16 protein-coding genes are annotated in these 17,255 nt (G+C 71.1%); 5 read left to right on the top strand and 11 right to left on the bottom strand.

Annotated elements, in window-relative coordinates:
• The first annotated feature begins 29 nt into the window (after positions 1 to 29).
• Both ACIG5F_RS28750 and ACIG5F_RS28745 read left to right on the top strand, forming a co-directional pair.
• Positions 30 to 2,531, top strand: coding sequence for a glycosyltransferase (locus tag ACIG5F_RS28750; RefSeq protein WP_396522731.1), 2,502 nt, complete (start codon positions 30 to 32; stop codon positions 2,529 to 2,531).
• Positions 2,524 to 3,615: a glycosyltransferase family 4 protein gene (locus ACIG5F_RS28745; RefSeq protein ID WP_396522729.1), complete on the top strand. Its 1,092-nt coding sequence runs from the start codon at positions 2,524 to 2,526 to the stop codon at positions 3,613 to 3,615. The genes ACIG5F_RS28750 and ACIG5F_RS28745 overlap by 8 nt, the downstream gene beginning before the upstream one ends.
• A gap of 72 nt (positions 3,616 to 3,687) precedes the next feature.
• Here the strand turns inward: ACIG5F_RS28745 and rfbD are convergent, their stop codons facing one another.
• Together rfbD and rfbB are read right to left on the bottom strand one after the other, a co-directional pair.
• On the bottom strand, positions 3,688 to 4,596 hold the full coding sequence (gene rfbD, locus ACIG5F_RS28740) for a dTDP-4-dehydrorhamnose reductase (protein WP_396522727.1): 909 nt from the start codon (positions 4,594 to 4,596) through the stop codon (positions 3,688 to 3,690).
• Between the two features lie 4 nt (positions 4,597 to 4,600).
• Positions 4,601 to 5,593, bottom strand: coding sequence for a dTDP-glucose 4,6-dehydratase (gene rfbB / locus ACIG5F_RS28735; protein WP_396522723.1), 993 nt, complete (start codon positions 5,591 to 5,593; stop codon positions 4,601 to 4,603).
• A gap of 160 nt (positions 5,594 to 5,753) precedes the next feature.
• On the opposite strand from rfbB, the gene ACIG5F_RS28730 reads away from it, so the two are divergent.
• From ACIG5F_RS28730 to ACIG5F_RS28720, 3 genes are read left to right on the top strand one after another with little or no spacing between them, the layout of a single operon-like run.
• On the top strand, positions 5,754 to 7,277 hold the full coding sequence (locus ACIG5F_RS28730; RefSeq protein ID WP_396522721.1) for an LCP family protein: 1,524 nt from the start codon (positions 5,754 to 5,756) through the stop codon (positions 7,275 to 7,277).
• 9 nt (positions 7,278 to 7,286) lie between these two features.
• The gene (locus tag ACIG5F_RS28725; RefSeq protein ID WP_396522719.1) at positions 7,287 to 8,438 is read left to right on the top strand and encodes an LCP family protein; all 1,152 of its coding nucleotides are present in this window, start codon (positions 7,287 to 7,289) and stop codon (positions 8,436 to 8,438) included.
• A 10-nt stretch (positions 8,439 to 8,448) separates the two neighbouring features.
• Positions 8,449 to 9,159, top strand: a complete 711-nt coding sequence (locus tag ACIG5F_RS28720; protein ID WP_396522717.1) for a TIGR03089 family protein — start codon at positions 8,449 to 8,451, stop codon at positions 9,157 to 9,159.
• Positions 9,160 to 9,185: 26 nt separating this feature from the next.
• Here ACIG5F_RS28720 and ACIG5F_RS28715 read toward each other — a convergent pair whose 3' ends face one another.
• The 9 genes from ACIG5F_RS28715 to ACIG5F_RS28675 all read right to left on the bottom strand — a co-directional run bounded on the left by ACIG5F_RS28715 (position 9,186) and on the right by ACIG5F_RS28675 (position 17,141).
• Positions 9,186 to 9,617, bottom strand: coding sequence for a DoxX family protein (locus ACIG5F_RS28715; protein WP_396522715.1), 432 nt, complete (start codon positions 9,615 to 9,617; stop codon positions 9,186 to 9,188).
• A gap of 133 nt (positions 9,618 to 9,750) precedes the next feature.
• A complete protein-coding gene (locus ACIG5F_RS28710) occupies positions 9,751 to 11,169 on the bottom strand; it encodes an ATP-binding protein (protein ID WP_396522713.1) in 1,419 nt (472 codons plus the stop codon).
• A 136-nt stretch (positions 11,170 to 11,305) separates the two neighbouring features.
• Positions 11,306 to 12,469, bottom strand: coding sequence for an acyl-CoA dehydrogenase (locus ACIG5F_RS28705; RefSeq protein WP_396522711.1), 1,164 nt, complete (start codon positions 12,467 to 12,469; stop codon positions 11,306 to 11,308).
• Between the two features lie 54 nt (positions 12,470 to 12,523).
• A complete protein-coding gene (gene purE / locus ACIG5F_RS28700; protein ID WP_396522814.1) occupies positions 12,524 to 13,009 on the bottom strand; it encodes a 5-(carboxyamino)imidazole ribonucleotide mutase in 486 nt (161 codons plus the stop codon).
• A gap of 23 nt (positions 13,010 to 13,032) precedes the next feature.
• Positions 13,033 to 14,226 carry a 5-(carboxyamino)imidazole ribonucleotide synthase gene (locus tag ACIG5F_RS28695; RefSeq protein ID WP_396522709.1) on the bottom strand — a complete coding sequence of 398 codons (1,194 nt, stop codon included), beginning with the start codon at positions 14,224 to 14,226 and terminating at the stop codon, positions 13,033 to 13,035.
• Positions 14,227 to 14,238: 12 nt separating this feature from the next.
• Positions 14,239 to 15,075, bottom strand: a complete 837-nt coding sequence (locus tag ACIG5F_RS28690; RefSeq protein ID WP_396522707.1) for a hypothetical protein — start codon at positions 15,073 to 15,075, stop codon at positions 14,239 to 14,241.
• Positions 15,075 to 15,926 carry a hypothetical protein gene (locus tag ACIG5F_RS28685; protein ID WP_396522705.1) on the bottom strand — a complete coding sequence of 284 codons (852 nt, stop codon included), beginning with the start codon at positions 15,924 to 15,926 and terminating at the stop codon, positions 15,075 to 15,077. Before ACIG5F_RS28685 ends, ACIG5F_RS28690 begins: the two co-directional genes overlap by 1 nt.
• Positions 15,923 to 16,762: an ABC transporter ATP-binding protein gene (locus tag ACIG5F_RS28680; RefSeq protein ID WP_396522703.1), complete on the bottom strand. Its 840-nt coding sequence runs from the start codon at positions 16,760 to 16,762 to the stop codon at positions 15,923 to 15,925. Before ACIG5F_RS28680 ends, ACIG5F_RS28685 begins: the two co-directional genes overlap by 4 nt.
• Positions 16,755 to 17,141 carry a GntR family transcriptional regulator gene (locus ACIG5F_RS28675; RefSeq protein WP_396522701.1) on the bottom strand — a complete coding sequence of 129 codons (387 nt, stop codon included), beginning with the start codon at positions 17,139 to 17,141 and terminating at the stop codon, positions 16,755 to 16,757. Before ACIG5F_RS28675 ends, ACIG5F_RS28680 begins: the two co-directional genes overlap by 8 nt.
• Between the last annotated feature and the right edge of the window lie 114 nt (positions 17,142 to 17,255).

The following is a 17,255-nucleotide window of genomic DNA, read 5'->3' as shown; positions in this document are numbered from 1 at the left end:
GGTGGCTTCAGTACGGGAGGGAGACCAGCGTGTCGGAGGGGGTAACCCAGCCCTCGGTGTCGGTCGTCGTCGTCAACTACCGCGGCCTCGAGGACACCCTGACCTGTCTGCGCGCGCTGCGCACGGAGCTGGACTACCCACCCGAACGGCTGCAACTGGTCTGCGTCGACAACAACTCCGGCGACGGCAGCGCCCAGCGGCTGCGCGCCGAGCCGGGCGTGACCTTCGTCGAGGCCCCCGACAACCTCGGCTTCGCCGGCGGCTGCAACCTGGGCGTCCAGCACGCGACCGGCGAGGTGCTGGCCTTCCTCAACAACGACGCCCGGCCGCACGCCGACTGGGTCGCCGCCGCCGTCGAGACGCTGCGGGCGCAGCCGACCGTCGGCGCGGTGGCCAGCAAGGTGCTGGACTGGGACGGCAAGCTGATCGACTTCGTGGACGGCGGCCTGACCTGGTTCGGCATGGGCTACAAGCGGCACGCCGGCCAGCCCGACGACGGCAGCCACGACGTGGCCCGGGACGTGCTGTTCGGCACCGGCTCGGCGCTGTTCGTGCGGGCCGACCTGTTCCGCGCGCTGGGCGGCTTCGACGAGCGCTTCTTCATGTTCTACGAGGACGTGGACCTGGGCTGGCGGCTGAACCTGCGCGGCTGGCGGGTGCGCTACGAGCCGCGGTCGCTGGCCTACCACCGCCACCACGCCTCGATGTCCGATGTGGACACCTCGCGCGAGCACTACCTGTTGGAGCGCAACGCGCTCGCCTCGATGTACAAGAACCTCTCCGACGAGACCCTGGCCAGGGCGATGCCGGCGGCGATGGCGCTGGCGGTGCGCCGGGCCACCGCGCGGGGCGACATCGACGCCACCCAGCTGGAGATCACCAAGCGGCCGGCCGATCGCCGGGACGACGCGCAACCCGTTGCCGTGCCTCGGGAAACCCTGGCCGGGCTGCTGGCCATCGACCAGTTCGTCGAGCTGCTGCCGTCGCTGGCCGAGTCCCGCAAGGCCGAGCAGGCGGCCCGGGTCCGCACCGACGCCGACCTGGTTCCGTTGATGCGCAAGGCGATGGAGCCGGCCTACCCGCTGCCCCGCTACCTGGCCGCGCACGAGGCGCTGGTCGACGCGTTCGGCCTGGACGAGCCGTTCGGCCGGCCGCGGCGGATCCTGGTGATCACCGGCGACGCGCTGTCCGAGCAGATGGCCGGCCCGGCCATCCGGGCCTGGCACATGGCCGAGACCCTGGCCGGCGAGCACGACGTGCGACTGGTCTCCATGAACAAGCGCTGCGATCCGCCGGCCGCGCCCTTCCCGGTCGCCCAGTCGACGGTTCGGGGCCTGCTCGACCACGTCGACTGGGCCGACGTGATCGTGTTGCAGGGCCACGTGCTGGAGATGGTGCAGAGCCTCAAGAACGCCCGCTCGACCAAGATCGTGGTCTGCGACGTCTACGACCCGATGCACCTGGAACTGCTGGAGCAGGCCAAGGGCGGCAACGACGAGAAGCGGGTCAAGGACGTCATCGGCGTCACCACCGTGCTCAACAACCAGCTCAAGCGGGGCGACTTCTTCCTGTGCGCCTCCGACCGGCAGCGCCACTTCTGGCTCGGCCACCTGGCCGCGCTGGGCCGGCTCACGCCGCAGGTCTACGACGCCGACCCGACCGTGCGCTCGCTGATCGCCGAGGTCCCGTTCGGGCTGCCGGTCAAGCCGGCGCAGCGCACCGCGCCGGCGATCAAGGGCGTGGTCGACGGGATCTCCCAGCGGGACAAGGTGATCGTCTGGGGTGGCGGCGTCTACAACTGGTTCGACCCGCTGACCCTGGTGCACGCCGTGGACCGGCTGCGGGCCCGGCACGACGACGTCCGGCTGCTCTTCATGGGCATGCGCCACCCCAACCCGGACGTGCCCGACATGGGCATCGCCGGCCGCACCCGCAGCCTCGCCGCCCGACTCGGCCTGGCCGGCACGCACGTGTTCTTCAACGAGCGCTGGGTGCCCTACGCCGACCGGCAGAACTGGCTGCTGGACGCCGACTGCGGCGTCACCACGCACTTCGAGCACGTGGAGACCACCTTCGCCTTCCGCACCCGGGTGCTGGACTACCTGTGGGCCGGGCTGCCGATCGTGACCACCGACGGCGACTCGTTCGCCGACCTGATCCGCCGGGAGCGGCTCGGCGTGGTGGTGTCGCCCGAGGATCCCGGTGAACTGTCCGAGGCCCTCGAGCGTGTGCTGTTCGACCAGGATTTCGCGGACGGTTGCCGGGAGCGGATAGCGGTGGTGCGGGAACGGTTCACCTGGGACGTCGTGCTGGCCCCGCTGGTGGAGTTCTGCCGCTCGCCGCGCCCGGCCGCCGACCGGCTGGTCGCCGCCGGTCCGCTGGTGCGCGAGGAGCCGCTGGGCACCGTCGGCACGCTGCGCCGGGACCTCGGGCTGGTGCGGGAGTATCTCGACGCCGGCGGCCCCGCCGAGCTGGCCAAACGGGCGGCCGGCCGGGTCAGGCGGCTGACCATGGGGAAGCCGCGTGGCTGACCGGATCAAGGTGCTGCTGGACGGCACGCCGCTGCTCGGGCAGCGCACGGGAATCGGCCGCTACACCGCGGCGCTGGCCGAGGAGCTGGCCTCCATGCCGGACGAGGTGGACGTGCGCGCCGTGGCGTACACCTTCCGCGGCTGGCGCGGGCTGCGTTCCGTGCTGCCGCACGGGGTTCGGGCCCGGGGCATGCCGGTGCCGGCGCGGCTGCTGCGCAAGTCCTGGCTCTCCTCCTCGTTCCCGCCGGTGGAGATCTACGCCGGCCTCGCGGACGTGGTGCACGGCACCAACTTCGTGCTGCCGCCGGCCCTGTTCGCCGGCGGCGTGATGACCGTGCACGACCTGGATTTCCTCGACGCCGTCGGGGAACTGCCGCCCAGCGACCGCGAACTTCCCGAGCTGGTGAGGAAATGCGCCCGGCGGGCGGCCGTCGTGTGCACGCCGACGCAGGCCGTCGCGGCCGTGGTGACCGAGCGGCTCGGGGTGCCGGCCGACCGGATCGTGGTGACCCCGCTCGGCGTCGACCCGGCCTGGTTCGCCGCCCGGCCGCCGAGCGATTCCCTGGCCGCACGACTGAAACTGCCGTCCGAGTACCTGCTGTTCGTCGGCGCCGACGGCCCCCGCAAGGGCCTGCCGACCCTGCTGGAGGCGCACGCCGCCACCCCGTCGCTGCCGCCGCTGCTGCTGGTCGGGCCGGGGCACCACGCCGACGGCGACCGGGTCCGCACCGCCGGCTATCTGTCCGATGTGGACCTTCGCAGCGTGGTGGCCGGCGCGGCCGCGCTGGTGCTGCCCTCCCGGGACGAGGGCTTCGGGCTGCCGGTGCTGGAAGCCTTGGCGTGCAACGTTCCCGTGGTCTGCTCCGACGTGCCGGCGCTGCGCGAGGTCGCCGGCGACCTCGCCCACCTGGTCCCGGTCGGCGACTCCGAAGCCCTCGCCGCGGCCCTGCTTTCGGCCCTGGAGGACCCTCCCACCGCCGACGTCTTCGCCGCCCGCCGCGCCCACGCCTCGTCCTTCACCTGGCGCAACTGCGCCGAACGCACCCTGGACGCCTACCGCCAAGCCGCCGCTGCCGCCCCATAACCCACCCTCAACCGCTTGGAAGGGGGCTTTCCTCCACTCGGAGTGGAGGAAAGCCCCCTTCCAAGCGATGAATCAGGGGCGGAGCTGGTTGCCGATGGTGGCGAAGGCGGCGGAGAGGGCCTCCCGCCACGGGCGCAGCGGGGTGAGGCCGGCCTCGGCCCAGGCCGCGCCGGACAGCACCGAGTAGGCCGGACGCGGCGCGGGCCGCGGGAAGTCGGCCGTGGTGCACGGGGTCAGCCGGTCCGGGTCGGCGCCAAGCTCCTCGAAGATGGCCCGGGTGAAGCCGTACCAGGTGGTCTCGCCGGCGTTGGTGCCGTGCAGCACGCGCTGCGCCGGCGGGGTGTCGCCGACGACGGCGTGCGCCAACTCCAGCAGCCCGGCGGCCAGGTCGGCCGACCAGGTCGGCGAGCCGCGCTGGTCGTCGACCACGGACAGCGTCTCCCGCTGCCCCTCCAGCTTGGCCATGGTCTTGACGAAGTTGCCGCCGGTCGCGCCGTACACCCACGCGGTGCGGACCACCCACGTCTGCTCGCCGGCCCCCAGCACTTCCTGCTCGCCGGCGAGCTTGCTCTTGCCGTACACCGACTTCGGCCCGGTCGGATCGCCCGGCTCGTACGGCCGCGTGCCATCGCCGGGGAACACGTAGTCGGTGGACACGTGCAGCATCGGCACGGCGTTGGCCACCGCCGCCTTGGCCAGCTGCCCGGCCCCGGTGGCGTTGATCGCGAACGCCCGGTCGGGCTCGCTCTCGGCGGCGTCCACGGCGGTGTGCGCGGAGGCGTTGACCAGCACCGGCCGCAGGCCGGCGTCGCGGGCGGCCAGCGCGAAGGACGACAGGGCGTCGTCGACCGCGCCGACATCGGTCACGTCGAGCTCGGCCGAGCCGGGGGCGTGCAGCAGCCCGACCCGGTCGGCCAGCGCGGCGAGATCGCTGCCCAGCTGGCCACGGCCGCCGGGCACCAGCAGTGCGAGACAGGTCACCGGGTCAGCCCGCCGACAGGGCGGCACGGGCCTTGAGCGGCTCCCACCAGTCGCGGTTCTCCTTGTACCAGGCCACAGTGTCGGCCAGGCCCTGCTCGAACGGCACCTGCGGGGCGTAGCCGAGCTCGGTGGAGATCTTGGTGATGTCCACCGAGTAGCGGCGGTCGTGGCCCTTGCGGTCGGCGACCTTCTCCACAAAGCTCCAGTCGCGGCCGGTGGCCTCGAGCAGCTTCTCGGTGAGCTCCTTGTTGGTCAGCTCGGTGCCGCCGCCGATGTTGTAGATCTCGCCCGGACGGCCCTTCTCGGCCACCAGCTGGATGCCACGGCAGTGGTCGTCGACGTGCAGCCAGTCGCGCACGTTGAGGCCGTCGCCGTACAGCGGGACCTTCTTGCCGTCGATCAGGTTGGTGACGAACAGCGGGATGACCTTCTCCGGGAAGTGGTAGGTCCCGTAGTTGTTGGAGCAGCGGGTGATGCACACCGGCAGGCCGTGGGTGCGGAAGTAGGAGCGGGCGATCAGGTCCGAGCCGGCCTTGGCCGCCGAGTACGGCGAGTTCGGCTCCAGCGGGAACGTCTCGGGCCAGGAGCCCTCGTCGATGGTCCCGTAGACCTCGTCGGTGGAGATGTGCACGAACTTGCCGACGCCGGCCTCCAGCGCCCCCTGCAACAGGGTCTGGGTGCCCAGCACGTTGGTCAGCACGAAGTCGGCCGAGCCCAGGATGGACCGGTCGACGTGCGACTCGGCCGCGAAGTGCACGACCAGGTCGGTGCCGGCCATGAGCTTGCCGACCAGCTCCGCGTCGCAGATGTCGCCGCGGACGAAGCGCAGTCGCGGGCTGTCGGCGACGGGGGCGAGGTTCGCCTCGTTGCCGGCGTAGGTCAGCTTGTCCAGCACGACGACCTCGGCGTCGGCGTAGGCCGGGTAGTGACCGCCGAGCACCTTGCGCACGTAGTTGGACCCGATGAAGCCGGCCCCGCCTGTGACCAGGATTCGCATGCCGACCACAGTACAAGGGGCCGTTCGAGGGGCATTACTAGGTACATCTCACGAGCTGAGAGTCTTTGCGTCTGCGACACATCCACCCGTACGTGGGCGGTTCACGGCGAGCCGACGCAGGTCCGGCTACTGTCGATCTCCGGCACTGGGGAGGGTCGGGATGCGCGAACCGGCTGGTAGATCTCGGGCGGCAGTGGCCGGCACGGTCACCGGCCGGGCGCTCGCCGCGCTGTTGTCGGCGGTCGTGCTCGCGACCAGCGGCTACGGCTGGGTCGAGATCAACAAGGTCCGCAACGGCATCACCACCACCGACGTGATCGAGAGCCACGCGGCGACGCCCGACACCACCCCCACCACCACGCCGGCGCCCGGCCTCGACGGGCCGCAGGACATCCTGGTCGTCGGCCTGGACAGCCGCACCGACGCCCAGGGCAACCCGCTGCCGCAGGCGGTGCTCGACCAGCTGCACGCCGGTTCCAACGACGGCGAGCTGAACACCGACACCATGATCCTGCTGCACATCCCGTCCGACGGCCGCAGCGCGGTGGCGATCTCCTTCCCCCGCGACTCGTACGTGCAGATCGCCGGCGGCTACGGCAAGCACAAGCTCAACTCCGCATACGCCTACGCCCGCAACGACGCGTACTCCACGCTGTCCGGGCAGGGCGTGAAAGGCACGGACCTGGAGCAGCAGGCCGCCGTCGCCGGCCGCAAGAACCTGATCAAGACCATCGAGAGCCTGACCGGCGGGGCCGTCACGATCAACCGGTACGCCGAGGTCAACCTGGCCAGCTTCTACGAGATCAGCCAGGCCATCGGCGGCGTGACCGTGTGCCTGAACCAGGCGGCCAAGGAGCCCAAGTCCGGCATCAACCTGCCGGCCGGGCAGCAGGTGATCAGCGGCGCGCAGGCGCTGGCCTTCGTCCGGCAGCGCTACGACCTGCCGCGCGGCGACCTGGACCGGATCGTGCGGCAGCAGGCGTTCCTGTCCGGCATGACGCAGAAGGTGCTCTCGGCCGACACGCTGACCAGCCCGTCCAAGCTGAACGCGCTGATCGACGCGATCAAGAAGTCGGTGGTGATCAGCTCCGGCTGGGACCTGCTGACGTTCATGCAGCAGTTGCAGGGCATCGCCGCCGGCAGCGTGCGCTTCGAGACCATTCCCACCGGGCAGAACGTGATGTCCGCGGAGGGGCAGTCGGTCACCCTGGTCGACCCGGACTCGGTGCGCGAGTTCGTCACCGGCCTGATCGGCCCGACCGGCCCCACCACCACCGGCCCCACCACGACCACCGGCGCCGCGACCCCCGGCAACGAACGGATCACCGTGGACATGCGGGACGGCTCGGGTGCGCCCAATCTCGGGGCGTCGGTGCAGGACGAGCTGGTCCGCGACGGTTTCGTGCGCGGCGAGAGCCTGACCATCGCCACCCAGCCCACCACCGCCGTGCACTACCGCCCCGGCTCGACCGCCCAGGCCGACAAGGTGGCCGCCGCGCTGGGCGGCAAGGTCGTCGCCGAGCCCGACGCCGCGGTGCCGGCCGGACACGTCCGGGTGTATCTGGGCCAGGACTACGCCGGGCCCGGCGCGCAGGGTTTCCGCATGGCTCCGCGGTACGTGATCCCGACAACGACCCCCACGAGCACGTCGATTACGGCCGGAGGCGTGCCCTGCGTCAATTAGGCTGACCGGATGGGCAGCCGTGGACGCAGATTCGCACTCGTGTGCGGCCGCGCGTCCGTCGCGCTGGCCTCCGCCCTGGTCATCGCCGCGACCGCCGTCGCCCGCAACGCGCACGACCAGGTGCAGCAGGCGATGACCACCACGCCGGTGCTGTCCCAGGTCGCCACCGCGCCCGACGCGCCGCCCAAGGACGACGGGGCCACCGACATCCTGCTGGTCGGCGACGACCGGCGGACCGACCTGAAGGGCAATCCGCTGCCCGCCTCGATCCTGCGCCAGCTGCGCACCGAGGCCAACGACGGCTTCAGCACCGACACGCTGATCCTGTTGCGGATCCCCAAGGACGGCGGCAAGAGCTACGCGGTGTCGATCCCCAGGGACACCGAGGTGCCGATCGCGGGCTACCGCACCGACAAGATCAACTCGGCCTACGGGGCGGTGAAGTACCTTACGGCGCAACGGTTGCGGGCCAACGGCGAACACGACAACACCAAGATCGAACAGGACTCCGACGCCGCCGGCCGGCAGGCGCTGGTGTCGAGCGTGCAGGCCCTGACCGGGCTGACCGTCGACCACTACGCCGAGGTCAGCCTGTACGGGTTCTACCTGCTCAGCCAGGCCATCGGCGGCGTGCCCGTGTGCCTGCTGCACGCGACCAGCGATCCCAACTCCGGGGCCAACTTCCGGTCCGGCCCGCAGACCGTGTCCGGCGGCAGCGCGCTGTCGTTCGTGCGGCAGCGGGACAACCTGCCGCACGGCGACCTGGACCGGATCGTGCGGCAGCAGGCGTTCCTGGCCGCCGCGGCCAAGAAGGTGCTGTCCGCCGGCACCCTGCTCGACCCCGACCGGCTGTCCGCGCTGGCCGCCGCCGTGCAGAAGTCGGTGGTGATCGACCAGGGCTGGGACGTGTTCAGCTTCGTGCAGCAGGCACAGAGCCTGACCGGCGGCAACGTCGAGTTCGTCACCATTCCGGTGGTCAACCCCAACGGCCGCAACGATCGCGGGCAGAGCATCGTGGTGGTCGACCCGGCCGCCGTGAAGACCTTCGTCGCCGGGCTGGCCGACTCGTCCGGCTTCACCGCGCACGGCCCGCTGCGGCTCAACGCCGCCGCCCCGGCGTCGGATCCGATCACCGTGAACGGGACCCGCTGCGTCAACTAGGCTCGGGCCTATGAGCGTCACCGCCCGCCTGTTCGCCCCGCTGCTGTCCGCCCCGGCCACGCCGCTGATCACGCACTACGACGACGCCGTCGGCAGCCGGATCGAGCTGTCCCGGGCCACCGTGGCCAACTGGGCCGCCAAGACCGCCAACTGGCTTCGGGACGAACTCGACGTCGAGGTCGGCAGCCCCGTTTCCGTTGCCCTGCCGGCACATTGGCAGACCCTCGGCGTGCTGCTCGGCGCTTGGTGGTGCGGAGCCCATGTGGTTGCCGATCCCGCTGGCGCCACCGTCGCCTTCATCGGCCCCGACGGCTCCGCCCCCGGCGCCGAGTCCGTCGCCGTGGTGGCGCTGGATCCCTTGGGGCGCGGCCTTTCCGGCGACGCTCCGGACGGCGGTCTCGACTACCTCGTCGAGTCCCGCATCTTCGGCGACGACTTCATCGCGTACGACCAGGTTCCCGGCGACGCCCCGGCCTTCCATGGCTCCACTGTGGACGATCTGATCGCCTTGGCCGCCTCTCGGGCCACCGCGCTGGGCATCGGCCCCAGCGATCGCGTTCTGTCCACTCTGGACTGGTCCACTCCCGACGGCCTCGCCGACGGCCTGCTCGCCGTGCTGTCGGCCGGGGCTTCCCTGGTGCAGTGCAGCAACCTCGATGTCGCCGCCCTGCCCAAGCGCCGGGAGTCCGAGCGCACCACGATCGAACTCCCCGCCCCGTAACAAGCATTCCCCAGCGGTTGCGGCCGTCAGGCCGCGACCGTCTGCCCCACCACGCCCTTTTCCTTGGCGCGGAACAGAACCCGGTCCAGGCTGTAGGCGCCGCCCGCGAACCCGGCCAGCAGTCCACCGGCCAGCAACGCCAGCTCCAGCTGCCCGCCCGTCGGGGCGATCAGCGGCGCCCCCAGCTTGGCGAACACGAACGCGCCCGCCATGTCGATCGCCATCAGCACGCCCACCACCGGCAGCCCGATGCCCACGATCAGCGCCGCGCCGCCCACCAGCTCCACCGTCGCCGCGAACACCGCCGACACTCCCGGCAACGGCACTCCCATCTGCGCGAAGCCCGCCGTCGCGCCGCCGATGCCGTAGTCGAAGAACTTCTGCCAGCCATGCATGATCATGATCACGCCGACCACCACGCGGGCCAGCAAGCCGGCGATGTTGCGCCCGTGTTCCACAGTGGACTCCCTACGAGTTGACGACCCCTCGCAGCCATGCCACCAGTGCCACCAACCCCCTTGCAACGTTCGGCCGATGACTCTGATGAACCTTCAAGGACGCGCTGAGTGAACACCGAGCCGTCCGCCGAGATCACCAGACGGCAAGGAGGTCGTCCGGGGTCACGACCGTCACCGGGCCGGCGCCACCACCGCTGCGGGACACCGCGAGCAGCGGCGTGCCGTCGTCCGCACCCGGCAGCTGCGACCGATGCACCACCAGCTTGGCCAGGTCGTGGACATCGAACGGCCGGTTCTCCAACCATTTGACGGAACCGACGCAGGTGATCCGCTTCGCGACCGGTTCGCGGTCCGCCCCCACGATGTCGATCTCCGGGTCGTTGTTTCGCGTCCAGTAGCCGCCGATCGCGGCGGTTGCCTCGGGCACGGGGCCGCCGACGGCGCGCCGGAGGCTCTCCCGGATGACCGGCTCGATCGCCCGGCCTCGCCACGACGTCCACGACCGCTGGATCCGGGCCAGGACCAGATCGCCCCGTCCACGTTCGATCTCCGGCAGGTGCGGACCGAGAAACGTGAGCCAGAAACGCAGGTAGGGATCGACAACGGTGTACCGGGTCTCCCTCGACGCATGCGTCGACAGCGGCGTGGCGGCGTCGACCATCCGTTTCGACGTCAGCAACTGGAGCGCACGGGCCAACGTGGCCTGCGGCATGTCGCCGGAGGCCCGCGCGATCAGCGTGAAGGTCCGTTCGCCCGAACCGATCGCACCGAGCACCCGGCGGGCATTGGCCTCGGACGGGAACTCCGCGGCCAGCGACCGTTCGCCGCTGACGAGTAAAGCGGAGGTCGGATCGCCCACCGTCTCGGAGAGGTAGTCCCACACCGATCCGCCGCGCGGCCACTCGTCAAGCACCAGCGGAAGACCGCCCGACACGAGGTACGCGTCGAACGCCTCCGCGGCGGGAAGCTCCAGCATCGTCGCGACGTCGGCCGGGCTGAGCGGCGGCACCACCATCTCGGTGGCGCGCTGGTGGAACGGTCGCCCGTAGTCGTTGAGCGCCTCCATCATGGCCAGGTCCGAACCGATGCACAGCAGCAGCACCGGGTGTCGCGACAACTCGCGGTCGAACAGCTTCTGCAGCGTGCCTTCGAAGCCCGGGTCGCGCGCGATGAGATACGGCATCTCGTCGAGCACGACGACGCTCGGCTGGTCATCGGGCAGGGCAGTGGCCAGCAGCCGCAGCGCCGCGTCCCACGTCCGCGGCGTCTGGGCGTCGAAGACCGACGCACCCGGCAGATCCGACGCCGCGCCGGCGGCCGTGAACAGCTCCAGATCGATGTCGACCGACGGCTGCGCCGATGCGGTGAAGAACAGGGAAGGCACACCCGCTCGTTCGATGAACTCCTCGGCGAGCCGCGACTTGCCGACCCGCCGGCGGCCGCGCATCAACACGGCACGGCCGGGACGTCCCGCACGACCGCCCTCGGCGGTCCGACGCAGCATGCGGTCGAGCTGCTTCAGCTCTCGATCGCGGCCGACAAAACCGTCCACAACACCACCAAGGCTCTCACCAACGAGACTCTCACCGATGAGAGTATCACCAATGAGAGTCTTCCGGGCGGCATCGGACAGGGCGACGCCCGCCTCGGTCGTCCGGGACCGGGGCGGGCGCCACGCGAGGGACGGGTCAGCCGCGCAGGAGGGCGCGGGACATGACGACGCGCTGGATCTGGTTGGTGCCCTCGTAGATCTGGGTGATCTTGGCGTCGCGCATCATGCGCTCGACGGGGAAGTCACGGGTGTAGCCGGCGCCGCCGAACAGCTGGACGGCGTCGGTGGTGACCTCCATGGCGACGTCGGAGGCGTAGCACTTGGCCGCGGCGGTGATGAAGCCGATGTTGGCCTCGCCCCGCTCGGCCTTGGCGGCGGCGACGTAGACCATGTGGCGGGCGGCCTCGATCTTCATGGCCATGTCGGCCAGCATGAACTGCACGCCCTGGAAGTCGGCGATGGCCTTGCCGAACTGCTTGCGCTCCTTGACGTACCCGATGGCGGCCTCGAGCGCCCCCTGGGCGATGCCCACGGCCTGGGCCCCGATGGTGGGCCGGGTGTGGTCGAGGGTCCGCAGCGCGGTCTTGAGGCCGGTGCCGGGCTCGCCGATGATCCGGTCGGCGGGAATGGCGCAGTCCTCGAAGTAGATCTCCCGCGTGGGCGAGCCCTTGATGCCGAGCTTGCGCTCCTTGGTCCCGACCGAGAAGCCGGGGTCGTCCTTGTGCACGACGAACGCGGAGATGCCGTTGGACGGCTTGGCGGCGTCGGGGTCGGTCACGGCCATGACCGTGTACCAGGTCGACTCGCCGGCGTTGGTGATCCAGCACTTGGTGCCGTTGAGCACCCAGTGGTCGCCGTCCAGCCGGGCCCGCGTCTTCATGGACGCGGTGTCGCTGCCGGCCTCCCGCTCGCTCAGGGCGTAGGAGGCCATCGCCTCGCCGCTGGCGATGGAGGGCAGCACCTGGCGCTTGAGCTCGTCGGAGGCGGCCAGGATGATCGGCATGGTGCCCAGCTTGTTCACGGCCGGGATCAGCGAGGACGAGGCGCAGACCCGCGCGACCTCCTCGATGACGATGCAGGTGGCGACCGAGTCAGCCCCCTGCCCGTCGTACTCCTCGGGCACGTGCACGGCCGCGAAGCCGGACTTGACCAGCGCGTCCAGGGCCTCGCGGGGGAACCGCTCGTTGTCGTCGACCTCGGCCGCGAACGGCGCGATCTCCTTGTCCGCCAGGGCCCGAATCGCCTGTCGCAGCTCCTCGTGCTCCTCGGCCAACTGGTAGGTGCCGAAGTCCGGGTTCACCGCACGCCTCCTGTTACCAACGAGTAGCAACGTTGCTGACCGGCATGTTAGCGGTCATTCACCTAGCTGCGCCTGTGCCTTGCGTCGCAGCGCGTCGTCCTTCTCCAGCACGAGCTGCTCCAGGGCGGCCTGGAAGGCGGCCATCCGGGCCTGGAGCGCGGGATCGCCGGCGGCCAGGATCCGCACCGCGAGCAGCCCGGCGTTGCGCGCCCCGCCCACCGACACGGTGGCCACGGGCACGCCGGCCGGCATCTGCACGATGGACAGCAGCGAATCCATCCCATCGAGGTACTTCAGCGGCACCGGCACGCCGATCACCGGCAGCACGGTGGCCGAGGCGACCATGCCGGGCAGGTGGGCGGCCCCGCCGGCGCCGGCGATGATCACCTGGAGGCCACGCCCGGCGGCGTCGCGGGCGTAGTCGAGCATGCGCTGCGGCGTCCGGTGCGCGGACACGACGCTGACCTCGTAGGGCACGTCGAACTCGGCCAGCGCCTGCGTGGCGGCCTCCATGACGGGCCAGTCCGAGTCGCTGCCCATGATCACGCCAACCAGCGCCACCGCTACCTACCTCCGTGGATGTCGTACCCGTCGGCCCACTCGGCCTCGGCCAGCCAGCCGGCGGCCAGCGTGGCCCGCCGCCGGCACTCGGTCATGTCGTCGCCGAGCACGGTCACGTGCCCGACCTTGCGGCCCGGCCGCTCGGCCTTGCCGTACAGGTGCACGTGGACGTCCCGGAACCGGGCGAACAGGTGGTGCAGCCGCTCGTCGACGCCCATCTTGGGGGTGGCGGCCGCGCCGAGCACGTTGGCCATCACCACGGCCGGGGCGACGTTGTCGGTGGCGCCGAGCGGGTAGTCCAGCACGGCCCGCAGGTGCTGCTCGAACTGCGAGGTCCGCGCGCCCTCGATGGTCCAGTGCCCGGAGTTGTGCGGGCGCATCGCCAGCTCGTTGACGATCACGCCGTCCCTGGTGTCGAACAGCTCGACGGCCAGCAGGCCGACCACGCCGAGCGCGTCGGCGACCCGCAGCGCCAGCTCCTGGGCGGCCTCGGCCTCCTCGACCGGCACGTCCGGCGCGGGGGCGAGCACCTCGACGCAGATGCCGTCGGACTGCACGGTCTGCACCAGCGGCCAGCTCGCGCCCTGCCCGAACGGGGAGCGGGCGACCAGCGCGGCCAGCTCGCGGCGCATCGGCACGCACTGCTCCACCAGCAGCGGCGTGCCGGCCTCCAACAGCTCCGGCACCACGTTGTGGGCGCTCTGCGGCTGGTTGAGCATCCACACGCCGCGGCCGTCGTAGCCGCCGCGGGCGGCCTTGAGCACGCACGGCCAGCCGTGCGCCGCGCCGAAGGCCAGCACGTCGCCGACCGCCTTGACCTCGGCGAACGGCGGGATCGGCAGCTCCAGCTCGGCCAGCTTGCGGCGCATCACCAGCTTGTCCTGGGCGTGCACCAGCGCGTCCGGCCCCGGGAACACCTTCACGCCCTCGGCGACCAGGGTGCGCAGGTGCTCGGTCGGCACGTGCTCGTGGTCGAAGGTGAGCACGTCGCAGCCGGCGGCGAAATCGCGCAGCGCCTGGAGGTCGGTGTGATGGCCGAGCACGACGTCCGGGGTGACCAGCGGCGCCGGCTCGTCGGCTGTGACCGAGAGCACACGCAGCGCCTGGCCGAGCGGTATCGCGGCTTGGTGCGTCATCCTGGCGAGCTGGCCGCCGCCCACCATGCCGACGACGGGGAGACCGGTGCGAGAGTCCACGGTTGGGTCAGCCTACCGGGTCGCCCGCCGCATCAGCGCCCAGGCCGCCGCAGCGCACGCCGCGGTCAGCACCGCATAGGTGGTCACCTCCAGCCACTGGAACGTCGCCAGCCGCTCGATCGGCTGGTAGAGCAGGTCTTTGCCGGGGAATGCGGCGTTCAGGTAGTACGCCCCGGGCGGCAGCGGCACCTCGTGGTCGACGCCGGCCACCGTCAGTCGCAGCGGCGGCAGCCACTGCAGCACGGTCCCGGCGACGAGGAACCGGACGGCCGCGAACACCAGCAGCGTGGCGCCCATCGCCAGCACGACCCGCCGCATGGCCATGCCGACGGCCAGCCCCAGGGCGAACCCGAACAGCGTGTACAACACCTGCGTCGGCGGCCACAGCTCCAGGGCGCGGTAGTCGGTCATGCCGAACGTGCCGCCCGGGCTGACCTTCATCTCCTCGACCAACTGCCAGCTGGGGACGGCGAGCGCGACCGACAGCATCACCGCCGCAGCGCCGAGCAGCGCGACTTTGCCGACCAGCCAACGCATCGGCGTCACGTCCTGCGACCACGCCAGCAGGTAGGTGCGCTGCTCGTACTCGCGAGCCAGCAACGGCGCCGCCCAGAACACCGCGACCAGTCCCCCCAACAGCGGCTGCCCGAGGTAGAGCAGGGCGTACACCCACCTCAGCCGGTCACCCATGGCGCCGGCCACGCCGAGCCAGCAGTCCAACGCGGAGCAGGCGGCGTTCAGCTCAAGCACGCCCTGCCACATCCACAGCATCAGCGCGCCGACGACCGCGGTCACCGCCGCCGTGCCGAGCAGCGCGGCACGGTGTTGCCGCCAGGTGATCCAGAACATCAGGACGCCGTCCTTCCGCGCAGCAGCAGCCAGGCCGCGGCGAACACCACCGCCGCCAGCGCGACGTAGATGCCGAGCTCCAACAACCGCACCACCGGAATCTGGTCCGCCGGTTCGATGTCCAGGAACCGGTGCGCGACACCGAGGGCCGGGCACAGTTGCTTGCTGGCCAGGCAGTTGCTCGGCAACTCCTGCATGGGCAACACGTTGCCGGCCTGATCCAGGAAGCCGGAGCCGGCCCCGATCGATCCCGGCGGCGACGGCGTGTCGTCGAGCAGCCGCACCGGCGGCACCAGATGGGGGCGGACGAACACGGCGAGCACGAAGCGCAGAACCACATAGCCGGCGAGCGTGATTCCCATGGCCAGCACCGAATTCCGCACCAGAACGCCGACAAGCACGCCGATGCCGAACCCGGCGATCACGGTGACCAGTTGGAGCGGCAGCCACAGGTCGTAGTCGTACGGGCCGACCGCGGGCGTCGGTTGCATCGTGCTCAACATCTTGGTCTGCACCAGGTTCGCGGTCAGGTTCACCGCGACGGTCAGGACAACCAGCGGCGCCAGCAGATGCGCGACCCGGGCCGCGAGCCAGCGCGTGGCCGTGCGTTCCCGCGACCACACCAACAGATACGTGCGTTGCTCGTATTCGCGGGCAACCGTTGGCGCACCCCAGAAAACCGCCACCGCGGTGGCGAACGCGGGCGGCCCCCACTCCAACAGCGTCCTCGCGGCGCCCATGGAGCCGGGATCGCGCATGTTGAGCAGCAGCGCCACCAACGCGAACACCGCGACCAGCGCCGCCACACCGAGCAGCGCGCTGCGCTCGATGCGCCACGTCAACCAGGTCACACCGCCACCGCCCGACTGTTCTCCAACGTGGCCAACACCAGGTCCTCCAACGTGACCGGACGGGAGGTCCACGGTTCGCTCACCGGTTCCGCCGCGCGAACCAGGAACGTGGACTGACTCCCGGCATGGCTCGCGTGCACCACTTCACCGGGCACCGGCGGCTGCTCCGAGCGCGGGCCGGCGTAGTTGCGGTGCTCGGCCAGCATCTCGTCCACGTCACCGGACAGCACCAGCCGACCGTCGGCGAGCAGCAACAGGTGGTCGGCGACGCCGCCGAGCTCGGCCACCACGTGAGTGGACAGCAGCACGGCCATCTCGGTGTCCACGACCGCGGCCAGCAGCTCTTTGATCACCTCGCGGCGGGCCAACGGATCCAGGTTGGACAGCGGCTCGTCCAGCAGCAGCACCGAGGGCCGGGAACCGATCGCCACCGCGAACGACACCTGGGCCTGCTGCCCGCCGGACAGCTTGCCGCACGTGCGCTCCAGCGGAATGTCGAAGCGGGCCAACCAGTCCAGGGCACGCTGCTGGTCCCAGACCCGGTTCAGCTTCGAGCCCATGGTCAGCATGTCCCGCACGCTGAACTGCCGGTACAGCGGCTTGTCCTGGGCCACGAAGGCGATCCGGCTGTCGGGGCCGGGCAGCCGCACACTCCCCTCGGTCGGCGGCAGCACGCCGGCGAGCACGCTGAGCAGCGTGGTCTTGCCGGCGCCGTTCATGCCGACGAGTGCGGACACCCGGCCCACCGGCAGCTCGAACGAGCAGTCGCGCAGCGCGGTCTTGCGGCCGTAGCGCTTGCCGAGCCCCTGCACGGCGAGCGCGATCCCCTCAGTCACTGCTTTTCTCCCCCTCCAGTGCGGTGTTCAGCAGGGCGTAGACGTCCTCGTCCTCCAGCCCTGCCGCCCGGGCGCCGGCCAGCCACGTGACCAGCTCGTCGTAGAGCCGGCCGAGGGCCTCGCGGTCGCCGGTGCCCAGGCCCGCCTTCACGAACGTGCCCGCCCCCTGCCGGGCCTCGACCAGTCCGGCGAACTCCAGCTCGCGGTAGGCCTTCAGCACGGTGTTCGGGTTGACGCCGCTCGTCGCGACCACCTCGCGCACCGTCGGCAGCCGATCGCCCGGCGTCAGCCAGCCCAGTCTCAGCGCCTCGCGCACCTGCTGGGCGAGCTGGAGATAAGCCGGCACGCCGCTGCCCCGGTCCACCCGGAACTCGACCACCTGACCGCCCCCTCGACCGATATTGTGTCACTCAAGTAAGACACTAGCACAGTGACACAATCGGGCAACGAGTCGGCAGTGGCATGGGGGAAGGGTGCTGGGGAACGGCCGCCG

The sequence above is a fragment of the Kutzneria sp. NPDC052558 genome (assembly GCF_044547355.1).
Classification (GTDB): domain Bacteria; phylum Actinomycetota; class Actinomycetes; order Mycobacteriales; family Pseudonocardiaceae; genus Kutzneria.
Note: the sequence above shows the minus strand (reverse complement) of the source record. Positions and strands in the feature narration are given on the sequence as shown.